The sequence below is a fragment of the Bacillus sp. RSS_NA_20 genome (assembly GCF_020165915.1).
GTDB lineage: Bacteria > Bacillota > Bacilli > Bacillales > Bacillaceae > Bacillus > Bacillus altitudinis.
This window is the reverse complement of record NZ_JAIUKW010000005.1, coordinates 1,566,114-1,581,685: the sequence shown is the minus strand read 5'-3', so window position 1 is coordinate 1,581,685 and position 15,572 is coordinate 1,566,114. Positions and strand designations below refer to the sequence as shown.

Sequence of the window (15,572 nt, the reverse complement as noted above, 5' to 3'; positions counted from 1 at the left end):
TTGATTGAGCTTTTTGCCATCAGAAGCGGCACGATGTATGAGCTTGTCACAGAGAGTGTGACACTTCAGGGGCAAAGGTATCAGGCCCCTCGCTCTATTCAGGCGAACATTATCACAAAGCAAGGCAGTCAAACATATTACCGTGTCTCAGAAGGAGACACGGTTCTTTTTAAATGGAAAGGAAAAGAGCTGTTCAGAGGTATCGTGTTTTCTAGGACGCCTGTTGAAGGAAAGCTGACCTTTACCGCATACGATATGCTCCAATATTTAGTGAAAAACCAAGATGTATATGTTTTTTCAAATCAACGGGCAGATCAAATTTTGAGGCGGATCGGGGCAGACTTTCAAATTCCTATGACATCCATCGCAAATACAGGACATGTCATGAAGTCTCTCGTCTTTAAAAATGACACGAGTTTATATGACATCATTTTAAAAGCATTGAAGGAAACGAAGCGGCAAACCGGTAGAAATTATCAAATTTATTCTGCTAAAGGCAAGATGGGGCTGAGAGCTTGGCCCGATCCAGAGGACGTGTGGGTCATTGAATCAGGCGTCAACCTCATCGGTTATCAGTACAGCACCTCCATTGAAGAGACAGCAACACGTGTGAAGATGCGCACGTCTGTAGACGAACAGGGGAAGAATAAGAAAAAAGGTAGCAAATCAGATATTGTGGTGATCGAACAGGACAAAGCGGGTCAGAGTCAGTACGGCATTTTACAGCATGTGGAGACGGTCACAGGTCAAATCAACCAGCCGCAGCTTCAAAAAAGAGCGAAAGTACGCCTAGCTGAAAAAAAAGGCGTCAAACAAGAAGTGAAAAGCATACAAGCACTCGGAATCCCTGAACTGCAAAGCGGTTTGCCAATCTATTTGAAAATCCCTGAAATCAACATCAAAAAAACTTACTGGATCGATCAAGACAAGCATGAATTCAATGGAGTGAAGCACACCATGACAATTGACGTCGTTGAGAAAAATTCCATGCCAAAGGGTGATCAAGCATGAGATTAAGTGAAGCAATTAAACGACTCGCTGTCAATGCAGTAGATGCAGCTTCTCCAATTGATCTGGTGATTGGAGAGGTCACAATGGCTTCGCCTCTTCACATCCGATTAAATGAAAACAGTAAGCTGATCATTCCAGAAGAACTGCTTATTTGGCCTAAGCGCTTAAATAAGGGTGAGGATGATGAGTTGAAAAGGGGAGACAGCATTATGGTACTTGCAATGGCAGGAGGGCAGTCCTTTTACATCATCGACAAATTGTAAGGGAGGTGATGAATGTGGCACTTTCACCAGAGGAAGAAATCGAGGAAACAGAAGAAGACGAAGAGGTAGAAACCTCGACGACGTATCGCATAGATTTTGAAAATGGTAGGCTGACAAATGAAGCCATTACAGGCATTGAAGCGATCCGACAATTTATTTATATGACATTGCGAACAGAGCGCTATGCACATCCCATTTACAGTCACGACATTGGCACTGAAATTCAGGAGCTATTGACCGATACAGAAGCAACAGATGAATACAAAGAAATGGAGATTCCAAGATTGCTAGAAGAAGCATTGGTCGTTGATGAGCGGATTGATCATATTGAAGAGATAGAAGTCACGAAACAAAATGATGCCTTTCAAGTCAAACTAGCCATTTTCACAGATGAAGGCACATTAGAAATAGAGGAGGTGATGGAGGGAGATGTTTGAGGAGCAAACGTATGAGGCGTTGATGGAAAGAATGCTGGACAGGCTGCCAGATGACATAGATAAAAGAGAAAACAGCGTTATTTGGAATGCCTTGGCGCCTGCTGCTGCTGAACTGGCTCAGTCGTATATTTGGCTTGATCAAGTGTTTGAGCTTGTCTTTGCTGATACAGCACAGGGGGAATTTTTAGATAGACGAGCAGCAGAAGTAGGGATTGAACGAAAGCCAGCCACCAAAGCGGTGTGGTCCGTAACCATTCAACCAGAGAACGTAAAAATTCCAGCAGGATCAAGATTCTTTATTGAAGACGTTTATTTTCAATTTTCAAAGGACGGTACACTAGAATGCGAGACAACAGGTACAGCCGGCAATGGGCAATTAACAGGTCAGCCGCTGCTATCGCTTGATACCATTCCGGGTCTAGAGTCGATGATCATGAAGGAATTGGTGATACCAGGGCAAGAGGAAGAAGATGATGCGTCATTATACGATCGGTATTTAATACGCGCAAGGCGAGAGGCTGTCAGTGCCAACAGAGCACATTACAAAAAGTGGGCCGAGGAAGTGGTTGGTGTCGGCAGAGCGAAAGTGTTCCCGCTATGGAATGGAGAGGGAACGGTCAAAATTGTCATAACAGACGGCAATCTAGATGTAGCCTCTGAGCTTCTTGTCAAAAGGGTCCAGGAGTATATTGACCCTGTACCGGGAGAAGGAGAAGGGCAAGCTCCTATTGGCTCAAAAGCAACTGTGGAAAGCGCCAAGTGGCTGGATATTGATATAGAAGTGTCCGTCGAACTTCAGATGGACTGGACACTTGAAGGTGCGCAAAAAGAAATAGAAGAAAAGGTCAAAGCACTGTTAAAATCAATCGCATTTGAAAAAAGTACGATTCGAATGTCCGCCTTAAATGATATTTTGTACCATTCAGAGAGTGTGTCCGATTATGCAAACGTCTTATTGAATGGGGAGTCAAAAAACTTAGTATTACAAGACATTGAGATACCACGTCTGAGGCAGGTGAAGGTTATTGAGCAAACTTGATGAAATGAAAAACTACTTGCCGCCATATTTCACAGAGATTTATGATGTGGATCATTTACTAAAAACGGAGGCGCCAGAGTTTGAACAATTGGACGAATCCATTTTTGATGTAACGGATCAGTTCTTCCCTTTAACAGCGACGTGGGGATTGAATCGGTGGGAGAGAATGCTCAAGGTGCAGCGAGAGTCAGATGATTCGATTGAGCTGCGCAGGGCACGATTACTCAATATGATGTCGAACATTCCACCAATTACGTATCTTTCATTAGAGAAATCTGTGAATCGATTTCTTAAAAATCCAAGTGCGATCATCCGTCTTACAGTCAACCGTTATCATTTTGCATTGCGTGTCAACCTGGATGACCTACAAAACACAAGATATATCGTCGAAATACTCGAAACGTTAAAGCCAGCACATTTGGCGTATACGTTCACCGCCATTCATCATACCGATGTACATGAAACAAATGATCATCACCAGCGGCTCACACTGCGAAGCAGAGTGGGCTTTTTCGATCATATTCCAATTTTACTCAATGGTGAATTCGTATTAAATGGAACGTTCTATCTCAGCGGAATACGAGGTACTACGGAGGTCCCTGCTCGCTTTCGGCATTCATTAAAGATGAGAATGCCGCTTCAACAAGAGAAAGAAACAGCATATCGTATGAATTATGTTATGACTGGAGCATCGCATGAAACGAAGCAAGCAGCTACGCTGACTTTGCGCGCAAAGAACCAGCTTTCACATCAAACGAAAAAGAGGATGACGTTCCGCTTACCGGTACATGTTCAAAATGAACAAGGCGGCAGTTTACTGATCAAGGATCATTACTGGATTCTCGATGGATCCGTTCCACTTGATGGATCAAAAATGCTAGCAGCAACTTCTAAAAAAATAGACCTATAAGGAGGATCACAATGGCTGATCAATTAACCGTAACCACACTATATGCACGTCAACAAATGGCAAAGGCACGAGCAGAAGGAACAAAACTCACAAAAGTCGTCAAAATGGCATTCGGAAATGGAGGAACAAAGGATGGAAAACCGATCTCTCTTGACGGAACCGAACAAGCACTCAAAAAAGAACTGATTCAAAAAAATATTGATTCATTTACCTTCATGGAACCGGCAAAAATCCGCTACACCTGCACCATCGCTGAAGGAGAACTCGCAGGCGAAGTCATCAATGAACTAGCCCTTGTCGACGAGGCCGGCAAATTCACCGCCATCCGCACCATGACAGACAAACAAAAAGACGGCGACATCGAATTTGTTTTTGAGATTGATGATATTTATTAATGGAGGGGAAAAGAAGTGGACATAAAATCACCTTTACCGTTTGAAACCTCTGACAAAGCCCATGCCAACTTATTTAACAGGATGGTCAACACACTTGTGGAGAATGACAATGCGCTCAGTCAACAAATAGCAGGGATCACGAATGAAAGCTTGTTTATTTTAACAGGCGACCAAGCCATTCAAGATGCATCAGTCAGCGGTGAGGAATATCCAATTGGCATTACGTTTATGGATATTGGCCAAGCCAATGATACGGGATATCCGACGAGATATGGCTTTGTGAAGAATGAGAAGATCAGTAATTTTCGATTTGTACAATACTATTATGGCACTGGAAACGAAGCAGGAAGCTATTTTGATAGCACAGGTACATGGTGCCGTCACTGGTGGACTGGTTCGGGTTGGACCGACTGGCATAAGCTCTCTGGATTCCTTCATACCAATATTGGTACAACTGGAAAGCAGTTATTAACCAAAGCAGAGTATCAAAAAGTCCTTTTTAATCGAAAAATTAAAGACAGTCATAACAATTTTGATATCAAAAATAATCGGTTCATCTGCCCTGAAAACGGAATGTATTCAGTGAATGCAGGTGTTTATATTGAAAGCTTTCAACGATACGCGAACTTTGAATTATCGATCTATTTGAATGGAATAAGGTATAAAAACATTGCACATCACAGACAACGACCTGAAAGCCCCTCTGATACAGGGATTTTAAATACGGGTCTTTATGGTGCTGCAAATGTACCGGCTAATAAAGGGGATTATTTAGAAATCTATATTTATGCAAATTATGAGGGAGACGTTAGTCGTTATATATCAGATAAATCAGGTTGGTTCAACTATTTCGATATTATGGAAATAGGGGGACGAAATTTCCCAAGAGTGTAGGAGGATTCAGATGATTTTATATGAAGCCATTAAGTATAAATACCCCGCTGCGGACCCGCAAAAGGATTTTGAACTAAGAAATGATGGTGACGGTTCGTATATAAACGAGTGGCATTTAGATGTGAAAAAGCCAACGACAGAAGAATTAAAAAAATGGTGGGAGGAATCCAAAGCCAACCCGAGGTATCAACCACCTCTTCCACTTGATTATCTAGCACAAGAAGTAGCCAAAGAAAAGCTGATGAGAAAACAACTTGAACACCAATGTGATCTTCTAACAAACGAACTAAAAGCGCTGAAAAATGAGATCCACTTAATTAAAGGAGGGAGTGAAACATGAATTATTGGGTCATGGCATTATATTTTCAATGGGTGACACCCGGTTTGGTGAAACAAGCCATTGAATTAGGAGATTGTTCAACGGAAGAAATGATTGAGGGATATGAGCAGCACATACTGACTTTAGAGCAATTAAAAGAAATTGACCCAAACTTTTTAAAAGAAGGAGTAGACCGAAATGGAGATAAAAAAACCAAAGTCATTTGAAGTTAGCGACAAGGCACATGCTGATTTATTCAATGACATGGTAAATGTTTTACTTGAGAATGATCAGGGACTGTTAGGACAACTCATTGGCCATATTCAGGACACCAAGCCACATGCATCTGAAGAAGAGAAGAAGAAATGGAATGAATCACAGTTATATAAGATCACAGGTGATGACGGCAAACACTTGATCTCTGTTCCAGCTGACAAAAATATTTATGATGAGATAAAAGATAAGGGGACCTGTACTTTCATTGCATCCCCAGGGGTAGAAGATTCCCCTGCACCCAGCAATGCTTATTTAAGAGGAATACAGACTGTTGGACAAAATAACATTGGTACTGGATTTGCGGTAGACACGTCGGGTTATGCATATTACTTCTTCTATAATTCTACCCACGTATCTATCACTTGGACGCAGCTGCCGAGAACAGTTGATAAAGATAAATGGAATGGCAGCCAATTAATTAAAATTACAAATGACACGGGTGGCGTACGTGTATCTGTAGGAACTACAGAGAGTTTACTCGATAAAATTACACAGGCGGGAAAAACATTTGGCACATTTTATTCTCCAGCTGGTGTACAGGACAATCCTTCAGCTTTATCTGCACGCGGTTTTTATCACTTTACATCTGCGGACAGTAATAACAAGGGGACGTTTGGATGGGTGATTGCTGTAGATTATCGCAATAACGTCTTTACGAACTATCTTGATTTAAATTTAGGCTGGCAGGGCTGGCGTAGATTACTGACTGCTGCGGATGAAGAGGTGAAGTGGAACAAGGTAGAACTTCCGCAGCTCGATAATGGTTGGAAAATATATAATTCTGTCGATGGTATTCCCCACACCGTGCAATATAGTAAAGATGCATTAGGTGTGGTTGAAATTATTGGGTCAATTACCGGTGGTAAGGTTGGTTTTGACTCTGTTGCTTTTACCTTAAAAGAAGGATTTAGACCAATACAATCGACTCACTTTATTGGAGTAGCGTCAAGCATAGGTAAGAGTAGTACACCACAAATTCATAGGACATCAATCGGGACAGATGGAAAAGTTTGTGTCCAATATTGTTCTAATGATCTGAATCCTAATGAATTTATCACGTTTGGTTTCCGATTTAGAACGAAGTGAACTAGCTGCTGTTATCATAATATCGCTTAAATAATATAGTTTTTTGAAAGGAGAAACAATCATAAAAACACCTCAACCTTTTAAGACGAGTGATAAAGCTCATGCAGATCTCTTTAACGATTTAGTGAAAATTTTGATTGAAAATGATCAGGAACTACTAGAACAATTCAACCTTCATAAGGGAGATCCAATTCCTCACGTATCTGGTTCAGAAAAGAAAAAATGGAATGAAGCACAGCTATATAAACTGACAAATGATAACGGGTCCCAATTGATTAATATCCCTGCTGGTGGCAGTATCTACGAGGGAATTAAAGCGCTAGGGGCTTGCTCATTTTATGCGCCAGGTGGTTCTGGAGTAGTCGATTCTCCAGCTATAGGAAATGCTGCATTAAGAGGCTTTCAGCTAGTAGGTCAAAATAATATCGGTGTAGGAATCGCAATCGACACTTCAGGTAATGCATTTTGTTTTTACTATCATGTGAATGACATTGCGATCAATTGGCTGCAAATGCCTACTCAAAACGAAAAAAATAAATGGGATGCAGGACAATTATCTAAAATTACTGCTGACGATGGAAAAGCTTTTGAAAGAATTAATGCGGATGATCCTAGTATTTTAGATAAGCTGATAAAATTGCCGGGAGTTCATTCATGGTACATTCATGAAGCACATCCAGATCTTCCGACAAGAAGTTCAATGAGGGCTTTGTCTGTTTTTAGTGAAAATACCTATGGATGGGTCATCGGTGCAAACAATACAGGAGATGTCTATATTAACCGTTCAACAACTGATGTAACGGGTACACAACAAGAGTGGAGCGGTTGGAAACGTCTCAATGACCATAACCTATTAAATTCAAAGGGATTAAGACTTTCAATGTCAATAGGAACTGATATTTTAACGCTGCCATCCGGCTTTTACTTTGCTGTAGGATCTAATATTGTAAATATGCCTGTCGATAATGATTCTTCTTGGTTTAATATCGATATCTTAGAAACTGTAAATGGTAGAAAGACCATTCATGTCTGCAGAAGTTACGACAACACTCATTGGTTCGGAACGGTCCATACTGATGGTGTTTTTAAAGGGTGGAAAAAACTAGTGACTGATGCTGATTTTGAAAATGTTAAGTGGCTAAATGTAACCTTAGACAAAAGCTCTTCTATAGGGGATAGACCAGTTGAATATGTGAAATGGGGAAATTTATTATTGCTGAGAGGCCACCTAAAAGCAAATAGAGAAGTTATTTTTGGATGGATTCCAGTTGATCGTTTACCAGATAAAGGAATAGTAGTATCAGTTCCGGTATCAGGTACAACGGGTCATAGTAAATTATATATCTATAATACAGGAGAGCTAAAACTAACTGGTTTACATGCAGTGAATAACAGTGCAGTAACTGGCTACTATTTAGACATGGTTGTTCCATTAAATTAAGGAAGTGATACAAATGATACAAGCTTATGAATACAATCAGCAAAATGAATTGATCAGACCTATCGAAGTGTTCGAAAGGGATGATGAAGGAAATTATATTATTCCAGAGCAATGCACAACAATTGCACCACCCAATAATCCTTCTTTTTATAAGGCTGCATTTGATGTAAAAAAACAACAATGGTATGAATCAGCGACCCAAGAGTATATAGACAGCTTAAAACCAGCCCCTCTCCCGCCAAGTGATATAGAACTTTTAAAGAAACAAAATGCTTTGTTATCAAAACAATTAACGCAGCTATTAGCTATGCAAAAAGTAGGTGCTTCAGATTGATGTTTCCAACTGTAGCGGATATCAAACAATTCTGGGACTGGCAGTGTTACGGCCCAGAGGACATTGCATTTTATGTAAGCATTGGCTGGATCTCGGCAGAAGACTATCAAAATATAACTGGAGAAATGTACAAAGCCTAATGGCTTTATTTTTTTGCCGGAAAGAAGGTGATTCAAATGGAAGTAGATGTCGTTCAAAACTTGATGACACAAGGCCCATTCGCCGTTCTTTTTTGCTGGATTCTGTTTTATGTTCTCAACACTACAAAAGAACGAGAAAACAAACTCAATGAGCAAATCGAGGCGCAAAATGATGTGTTAGCAAAGTTTAGTGAGAAGTATGACGTCGTGATCGACAAGCTCGATAAAATTGAACGGAATTTAAAATAGGAGGAAAACATCATGAAAACATTCGACAAAGGCACTGTGATTCGCACAGTGCTTCTTTTTATTGCGCTTATCAACCAAACGCTTGTCATGTTTGGACAAACAGTGCTGCCGATTAGCGAAGAGCAAGTGCAAACCGCAGGAGAGGCACTATATGTGGCGGGTTCCACAATTTTCACTATGGTCACTGCCGTGATCGCTTGGTTTAAAAATAATTATGTGACCTATAAAGGTCAATTGCAAAAAGATGCCTTGAAACAAAGAGGGTTAACAAAATAATTTTTGAAGGAGAAACAATATGGTAAAGATCATTCAAGCACTCATCCCAAAACAAAATCGCAACAGACCAGGAAACAGGATGAAGCCGCTCTATATTACGGTGCATAATACATCGAACACTGGACGGGGGGCTGATGCGGCAAATCATGCAGCATTTGTTGCTCGGGCAAGTACAGGGGTTAGCTGGCACTACACGGTCGATGATCAGGTCATTTATCAGCATTTACCTTTAAACGAAAATGGCTGGCACGCAGGAGATGGCAGGGGAACCGGCAATATGAAATCAATTGGAATTGAAATTTGTGAAAATGCAGGCGCTAATTTTGAACAGGCTGTTAAAAACGCCCAATGGCTTATTCGGAAACTGATGGGGGATTTAGGAATTCCTTTATCAAACGTGGTGCCGCATAAGCATTGGAGCGGGAAAGAGTGTCCGCGTAAGCTGTTAAATCGGTGGAATGGCTTCAAGGCTGGTATTGCATCAGCATCAAGTCAAATGACAACAGCTAAACCTGTGAAAGAAACATCTATCAAAACCATATCAACGAGATCAACATCTAAAACCAACAAGGTCAAAAAAACATACAGTTTGCCCGCAGGTATTTTAAAAGTGACGAAGCCTCTTACAAAAGGGTCAGCTGTAAAAAGTGTACAACAAGCCTTAGCATCGATTTATTTTTATCCTGATAAGGGAGCGATCAATAATGGAATCGATGGGTACTACGGACCCAAGACTGCGAATGCAGTGTCTCGATTTCAAATGATGCATGGGTTAACCCCAGATGGCATATATGGTCCAAAGACCAAAGAAACATTAAGAAAGGTCATAGAAAGTTAACACATATGGAATGAAAAAAAACCTTTCCTTTTATAAAAAAAGTAAAATAAAACCATTATTGGATTTATTTGTTGTATAATGGTAAAAATGAATGGAGGGGTTTTATGAAGCGAATATTATTAATGATGTCTCTTTGTTTCATTGTCATGTTCCATTTTAATATGGAAAAGGTTGCAGCTAAGACCATTTATCGAGAAGTAGAAGTTGATTTCATCATGACGGAACAGGAAAAATATCTGTGGGTACCAGGAGGTCAAAATAATCCTGAACAATATCCATCTACTCACGGCTACCAATTTTCTATACTAAATGCAGAGGGTTGTACTTTAGAGGTGACACTCTACAGAACATCCTTATCAGGAACGGATTTTCCGTCGTCAGTCAAAGAGTATACAGGTAACCAATATGATCTAAGTGCAACAGACCGAATTTTATCAAGTGGGCGCTACATTTATAGACCCCATGGTATTAAACTGACTAAAAAAGAAGGCTGCGGGGATGTTGAGATAAAAGGAGTCTTTGGTTATCAAATTCAAGAACCAGACAAATAATCTTTTATGAGTAAAATCAAATGAAAAAGCCTATCCATCATTGGATAGGCTTTTGATAATGGAGCATAGCGGGATCGAACCGCTGACCTCTACGCTGCCAGCTTTCACGACGTTATTTCTACGTTAGTTATCTCCGTTAAGTCATCCGCGCTTCCAGGACATCTATCCGAAAGAGATTTCGTTATTTCCTGACGAAGATGGAAACGCATTATTCGTAGTTTTAAACGAGAAACGTATTTGAAAATCACTTAAAATCCTGCAGTGCAAAATGGAAGGGGGGACAAGGAGGGTTAATTTTCCTTATTTACCACAATATTTAACTTGCTCTAGCGATCTAGCGATCTAGGGATTAGGTAAATAATATATCTTAGCCCCTTGAAAATTATTCGGGAAGTTTCTACAGATAAATTTAGAATAATTTTGTTTATATTACATAATAATACAAAATGAACTGTTGAATAGATAAGGATGTGGTTGTAAGATGAATATGATAAAAAAAACAGCTTTAAAAGGAGGATATATTTTGACTTTAAATGATAAAGTTGAGGTTGTATCTAATAGCGATGAAGAAATATTTGGATTAATTGGTTTTGTTAAAGAAATTAAAGAAGGTAAACACGGTACTGAAATAAGGCTATCAGACGATATGGGTTTTGAAACATGGATAGATATTGATGATGTGGAAATTTACAACATATAATTTGAAAATTATTCAAAAAATGTGATATTATAAACCTATCTTTTATTAAACGAAAAGGTAGGTCTTCTTATGCATATGGATTTCAGGGTATACCAACTAATTAGTGCAAATGATCTAACATTAAGAACAAATGAATTGTTTGAATACTTAAGGGGTGTAGCGAAACTTCCCGGTGAGTATGGTTTTGAATACTGTATAACTAATGAGATTGATGTTACTGAGAATATCATTACATTCTGCTTCAGTGAGGAACATGCGCCTAATGTCAATTCTGTTGATGAAGATAAAAACAGCTTTGCGCCTGATGTCGCTCCTTACCTTAATACTTTCTTTGCTCTCGATTTACAAGAAAAAAGAATGCTTGTCCAACACAGAAACTATCCTCCGACAAACCTCAATAAAGATCAAACGATGTCGAGAGTTGGAATGATTTTAGAAGAAGCATTTCAAAATATTTATGGATCGGTATTTAATATTCAAAATACTCAAAGGGCTGTAGATGATGAAGATTTTGTGAGGGTTTTTGAGAATAATAGAGTAACTCTTTTAAGAGTGAAGTTGTTTCAAAATGGACGTAGAATAATTAATGGAACCCAAATTTTTGATGATAATGATTTAAATAATTACTGGATTCAAGGTTTCGAATCAGACGCCAGTGATACTTACGAGGTGATCCTAAAAGCACCAGGAAAAACAGGAGAAGGAGACTTAAGAGATTCTCCTATTGCCAGGAGCTTATTAAACCTAGCTAGAAAAGAAATATTAGAGTTAAACTATTGGGATGAAGAAGGTTCTTCAGATACTATGGCGAGAACTGATTTAAAAAAGTTTAGGGTTAGGGGAATAAATAAAGATTCTGATCCAATAGCTGCTGTACATGCTATTTATAGAGAAATTTATGCGAGAAGAGCCGAAGTAAGAGGGTTCAGAGTAATGGAAGATTTAAACTAATAAAGTTAGCATCCGAGGGGTGCTTTTTTTGTTTCCTGTAAACTGCTTCCGATAATTAATTACACCAAGCATCGGCTTAAAGGTAGAGTGCGGCGGCAGTTTAGAGAGCATAAACGTAAGGCCGCGTCTGAAGGAACTAATGAAGGCGGATGGCTGGACGCAAACAAGACTGTCCGAGGCGTCGGGCGTTCCGCAGGGTTCTATCTCGCGGTTCGATTCGAATGGCCGGCACGAGGATTGGCAGGTTGTTGCGATCATGAGAGCTGGCGGATGGAAGTACGAAGACCTGTTCGAAATAGAGGACGAAGAAGGCGGTGAGTAGGGACGTTCAGGGCGAGCGTCTCTTTTTTTGCGGACGAGGCGGAGCCGAGGGCGCTGTACTTAAATACATACGGAAAGGATAGTCACGGTTAAAATATTTCAAACAGTTCGTAGATTTATTTTGTTTTCTAACATCAAAGCTCACTCTTAAGAGTATTTTTCCTATTTTTCTTTAAGCTTTATAATCTCCACAGCCGGATATGCGTATCATCAAACGGATTCAATAAAACCGACCCTTCGCGTTGAGCAAATCGGAAGAGTGTCCGGAGCGTCTTTATATAATCGTTTACGGACTTCGGCGACATGCCGGGCGTTTTGTGTTCGTCTTTTTTGAACTTATGGCCGTCGAATTTAACTCGTTCGTGCAACAAAGCCGCGAGCAAAGTCGACGTCTATATCACGTATGTCATCGTCTAGTCCGATCATACGCGCGTATTCTAATAAGTAACGACACGCCCTCCGGTACCGATCGATAGTTTCCGGGGCCCTATTTTCCGCGAGCTTGGCCGCGCATATTTTCTCGCAGATGACCGAGATTGAATACGTTTTTCCGCGCGTGGGTTTAGTGATCGTCCTTTCCGCCTAGACACGCTTACCTTTCCGTCGTTCTGAATGCATTAAAAAATCGCCTCCTATTCGTATAGAAGACGACTAATTTACCGGTGCGCTACACTGCGCGACATAGGAGCGGTACACCACGTTAAGTCAACGTCTAAGTCACCGTTAAGTAAACGTTGGTATACCGCCATTTTACCGGAGTATGGAGCATAGCGGGATCGAACCGCTGACCTCTACGCTGCCAGCGTAGCGCTCTCCCAGCTGAGCTAATGCCCCGAAGTATTACGACATAACTTATTATAATCAATCCTCCTGTAAAATTCAAGCTGTAAAACACAAACACCCCGGCTATTTTTCTTTCTGATCAATCGGAATATAGTCAAAGATGTCTCCCGAATGAACCGAGTGGGCTAATCGTCTAAGCCAGTCATAATAGGCTTTTGAGCTTTCAAGCTGTTCAATGAGCTGTTTCGCTTCCTCTTTTTCATGTTCCTCCGCCTGATCATCACGAGCTACATCTTGAAGGCGTTCTTGCGCTTCTTCAATCGCTGCTAGATTGACCTCAACCTCTCGTTCCCATTTTTGCGGGAAGAAGTTCATGAAAAACTTAAAAAAGTCTTTCTCAGCAACAAAGCTGTGTTTTCTTCGGCCACGGTGAAAGGTCTTTTTGACAATATTCATGTCTTGCAGTTTTTTCACACCCGTACTCATACTAGGCTTACTCATTTGCAGCTCTTCACGCATTTCATCCAGCGTCATTTCCTCATTTAAATACATCGTCCCATATAGAATACCCGCACTTCTAGTAATGCCATAGAGATCCATTGTTTCAGCGATGGAATCAATGACGAGGTCTTTAGCAGCTAAAATGCGTTCTTCTGCTTGTGGCTGTTCCTGCTTTTTCATCTTGTCCCTGCTTTCTATTAAGTGAATTCAATACGTTCAAAAAAATCTTTATGGACTATATGTTAACGAAAGAATGCAAAATGTCAAAATAAAAGAAGCATATCCACCCTTTGACAGAAAAATTTGAACATGTTAAGTTAATTATGTTCAAAACGTTAAATTTTTATTTAACAAACTTACCAAAGAGAATCAGAGGAGGTTCCTTCTATGAGTCAAACACTATTTATCGATGGACAATGGGTTGGCGCTAAGAGTGGCGACACAAGAGATATTATCAATCCATTTAATCAAGAAGTGATCGCGACAGTCAGTGAAGGATCAAGAAATGACGCGCAGTTAGCCATTAAGGCAGCAAGAAAAACCTTCGATCAAGGTGATTGGGCAAACATGCCTGGACTTGAAAGAGGAAATATTGTGTTTAAAATTGCGGAATTGATTAGACGAGACCTTGATGAATTAGCCAAATTAGAATCACTTGATACGGGTAAAACATTAGAGGAAAGCAAAGCAGATATGGACGATATTGCGAATGTATTTCAATATTATGCCGGTCTTGCTGATAAGGATGGCGGGGAAATCATTGCATCGCCTATTCCAAACTCAAAAAGCGAATTAGTCCGAGAACCTGTCGGTGTATGCGGTCAAATCACTCCTTGGAACTATCCATTGCTTCAAGCGAGCTGGAAAATCGCTCCTGCACTTGCAGCTGGAAATACAATCGTACTAAAGCCAAGTGAAATTACACCATTAACCACGATCAAAGTTTTCAAACTTATGGAAGAAGCGGGTGTTCCAGCAGGCGTTGCCAACTTAGTGCTTGGACCTGGAGCAACTGTTGGAGATGAGCTGGCTGTCAATGACCAAGTCGATTTAATTTCATTCACAGGCGGTATTGAAACAGGTAAGAAAATCATGCAGGGAGCCAGCGGGAATGTGAAGAAAATCGCCCTTGAGCTCGGCGGGAAAAACCCGAATATCGTCTTTCAAGATGCTGATTTAGACGTAGCGGTTGACCAGGCAATGAATGCTGTGTTTTTCCATGCAGGGCAAGTGTGTTCAGCAGGTTCACGCTTGTTAGTGGAAGAATCCATTCACGATGAATTTTTAGAAGAACTGGTGAAGCGTACGAAAAAAATCAAGCTAGGCAACGGCTTTGATGAAGGAACCCAGAGCGGACCGCTTATCTCAGCTGAGCATCGAGAAAAAGTAGAAAAATACGTCAGCATCGGTTTAGACGAAGGTGCAACATTAGAAACAGGTGGGAAACGACCTGATGCAGAGGAGCTTCAAAAAGGATTCTTCTACTTGCCGACGATTTTCTCAGGCTGTACATCAGAGATGCGAATTGTACAGGAAGAAGTGTTTGGACCAGTCCTCACTGTCGAATCCTTCCGATCAGAGGAAGAAGTCATCGAGTTGGCAAATGACACGATTTATGGTTTAGCAGGAGCGGTGTGGTCTTCTGATATCGGCAAAGCCGAACGAGTGGCTCGTCAATTAAGATTAGGCACGGTATGGATCAACGACTTCCACCCTTATTTTGCCCAAGCACCGTGGGGTGGGTATAAACAATCAGGTCTTGGGCGTGAATTAGGACGTACGGGCCTTGAAGAATATACGGAACTAAAACATTTATATCGAAATTCAAAACCAGAAGCGGTTCATTGGTTTAAATAA

General features: G+C 40.6%; 21 protein-coding genes and 1 tRNA gene. 20 read left to right on the top strand and 2 right to left on the bottom strand.

The window, feature by feature from the left end:
- The 19 genes from LCD32_RS13845 to LCD32_RS13755 all read left to right on the top strand — a co-directional run bounded on the left by LCD32_RS13845 (nt 1) and on the right by LCD32_RS13755 (nt 12,110).
- On the top strand, nt 1–1,011 hold the full coding sequence (locus LCD32_RS13845; protein ID WP_017367933.1) for a hypothetical protein: 1,011 nt from the start codon (nt 1–3) through the stop codon (nt 1,009–1,011).
- Nucleotides 1,008–1,274 (top strand): DUF2577 family protein, encoded by a 267-nt coding sequence (locus LCD32_RS13840; protein ID WP_017358996.1) that lies wholly within the window; start codon nt 1,008–1,010, stop codon nt 1,272–1,274. The genes LCD32_RS13845 and LCD32_RS13840 overlap by 4 nt, the downstream gene beginning before the upstream one ends.
- A 14-nt stretch (nt 1,275–1,288) precedes the next feature.
- Entirely contained in the window at nt 1,289–1,711 is a 423-nt protein-coding gene (locus LCD32_RS13835; protein WP_113747051.1) for a DUF2634 domain-containing protein, read from the top strand.
- The gene (locus LCD32_RS13830; protein ID WP_113747052.1) at nt 1,704–2,750 is read left to right on the top strand and encodes a baseplate J/gp47 family protein; all 1,047 of its coding nucleotides are present in this window, start codon (nt 1,704–1,706) and stop codon (nt 2,748–2,750) included. The genes LCD32_RS13835 and LCD32_RS13830 overlap by 8 nt, the downstream gene beginning before the upstream one ends.
- Nucleotides 2,737–3,660 (top strand): YmfQ family protein, encoded by a 924-nt coding sequence (locus LCD32_RS13825; RefSeq protein ID WP_224564026.1) that lies wholly within the window; start codon nt 2,737–2,739, stop codon nt 3,658–3,660. The genes LCD32_RS13830 and LCD32_RS13825 overlap by 14 nt, the downstream gene beginning before the upstream one ends.
- Nucleotides 3,661–3,671: 11 nt before the next feature.
- Nucleotides 3,672–4,055: a phage tail protein gene (locus tag LCD32_RS13820; protein WP_017359000.1), complete on the top strand. Its 384-nt coding sequence runs from the start codon at nt 3,672–3,674 to the stop codon at nt 4,053–4,055.
- A 15-nt stretch (nt 4,056–4,070) separates the two neighbouring features.
- Nucleotides 4,071–4,949, top strand: a complete 879-nt coding sequence (locus LCD32_RS13815) for a hypothetical protein (RefSeq protein WP_212360787.1) — start codon at nt 4,071–4,073, stop codon at nt 4,947–4,949.
- 10 nt (nt 4,950–4,959) lie between these two features.
- Nucleotides 4,960–5,289, top strand: a complete 330-nt coding sequence (locus tag LCD32_RS13810; RefSeq protein ID WP_081114712.1) for an XkdW family protein — start codon at nt 4,960–4,962, stop codon at nt 5,287–5,289.
- The gene (locus LCD32_RS13805; RefSeq protein WP_025207864.1) at nt 5,286–5,495 is read left to right on the top strand and encodes a hypothetical protein; all 210 of its coding nucleotides are present in this window, start codon (nt 5,286–5,288) and stop codon (nt 5,493–5,495) included. The genes LCD32_RS13810 and LCD32_RS13805 overlap by 4 nt, the downstream gene beginning before the upstream one ends.
- Nucleotides 5,467–6,630: a hypothetical protein gene (locus LCD32_RS13800; protein ID WP_224564024.1), complete on the top strand. Its 1,164-nt coding sequence runs from the start codon at nt 5,467–5,469 to the stop codon at nt 6,628–6,630. The genes LCD32_RS13805 and LCD32_RS13800 overlap by 29 nt, the downstream gene beginning before the upstream one ends.
- Nucleotides 6,631–6,673: 43 nt before the next feature.
- Nucleotides 6,674–8,071 carry a hypothetical protein gene (locus LCD32_RS13795; protein ID WP_224564022.1) on the top strand — a complete coding sequence of 466 codons (1,398 nt, stop codon included), beginning with the start codon at nt 6,674–6,676 and terminating at the stop codon, nt 8,069–8,071.
- Nucleotides 8,072–8,084: 13 nt separating this feature from the next.
- Nucleotides 8,085–8,405: a hypothetical protein gene (locus tag LCD32_RS13790; RefSeq protein WP_041507667.1), complete on the top strand. Its 321-nt coding sequence runs from the start codon at nt 8,085–8,087 to the stop codon at nt 8,403–8,405.
- Nucleotides 8,405–8,545 carry an XkdX family protein gene (locus LCD32_RS13785; RefSeq protein WP_079920608.1) on the top strand — a complete coding sequence of 47 codons (141 nt, stop codon included), beginning with the start codon at nt 8,405–8,407 and terminating at the stop codon, nt 8,543–8,545. The genes LCD32_RS13790 and LCD32_RS13785 overlap by 1 nt, the downstream gene beginning before the upstream one ends.
- Before the next feature lie 36 nt (nt 8,546–8,581).
- Nucleotides 8,582–8,794 (top strand): BhlA/UviB family holin-like peptide, encoded by a 213-nt coding sequence (locus tag LCD32_RS13780; RefSeq protein ID WP_017367922.1) that lies wholly within the window; start codon nt 8,582–8,584, stop codon nt 8,792–8,794.
- 12 nt (nt 8,795–8,806) lie between these two features.
- Entirely contained in the window at nt 8,807–9,070 is a 264-nt protein-coding gene (locus LCD32_RS13775) for a phage holin (protein ID WP_019743388.1), read from the top strand.
- A gap of 19 nt (nt 9,071–9,089) precedes the next feature.
- The gene (locus tag LCD32_RS13770) at nt 9,090–9,908 is read left to right on the top strand and encodes an N-acetylmuramoyl-L-alanine amidase (RefSeq protein WP_060781335.1); all 819 of its coding nucleotides are present in this window, start codon (nt 9,090–9,092) and stop codon (nt 9,906–9,908) included.
- Nucleotides 9,909–10,012: 104 nt separating this feature from the next.
- Nucleotides 10,013–10,459: a hypothetical protein gene (locus LCD32_RS13765; RefSeq protein WP_060781334.1), complete on the top strand. Its 447-nt coding sequence runs from the start codon at nt 10,013–10,015 to the stop codon at nt 10,457–10,459.
- 481 nt (nt 10,460–10,940) lie between these two features.
- Nucleotides 10,941–11,159 (top strand): hypothetical protein, encoded by a 219-nt coding sequence (locus LCD32_RS13760; RefSeq protein ID WP_045035326.1) that lies wholly within the window; start codon nt 10,941–10,943, stop codon nt 11,157–11,159.
- Between the two features lie 69 nt (nt 11,160–11,228).
- A complete protein-coding gene (locus LCD32_RS13755; RefSeq protein ID WP_045035327.1) occupies nt 11,229–12,110 on the top strand; it encodes a hypothetical protein in 882 nt (293 codons plus the stop codon).
- 1,082 nt (nt 12,111–13,192) lie between these two features.
- On the opposite strand, the gene LCD32_RS13745 is transcribed toward LCD32_RS13755, so the two are convergent.
- Together LCD32_RS13745 and cudC are read right to left on the bottom strand one after the other, a co-directional pair.
- Nucleotides 13,193–13,265, bottom strand: a tRNA-Ala gene (locus tag LCD32_RS13745).
- Nucleotides 13,266–13,337: 72 nt separating this feature from the next.
- On the bottom strand, nt 13,338–13,895 hold the full coding sequence (gene cudC / locus LCD32_RS13740; protein ID WP_041507664.1) for a choline uptake/conversion transcriptional regulator CudC: 558 nt from the start codon (nt 13,893–13,895) through the stop codon (nt 13,338–13,340).
- A gap of 207 nt (nt 13,896–14,102) precedes the next feature.
- On the opposite strand from cudC, the gene betB reads away from it, so the two are divergent.
- The gene (gene betB / locus LCD32_RS13735; protein ID WP_058336836.1) at nt 14,103–15,572 is read left to right on the top strand and encodes a betaine-aldehyde dehydrogenase; all 1,470 of its coding nucleotides are present in this window, start codon (nt 14,103–14,105) and stop codon (nt 15,570–15,572) included.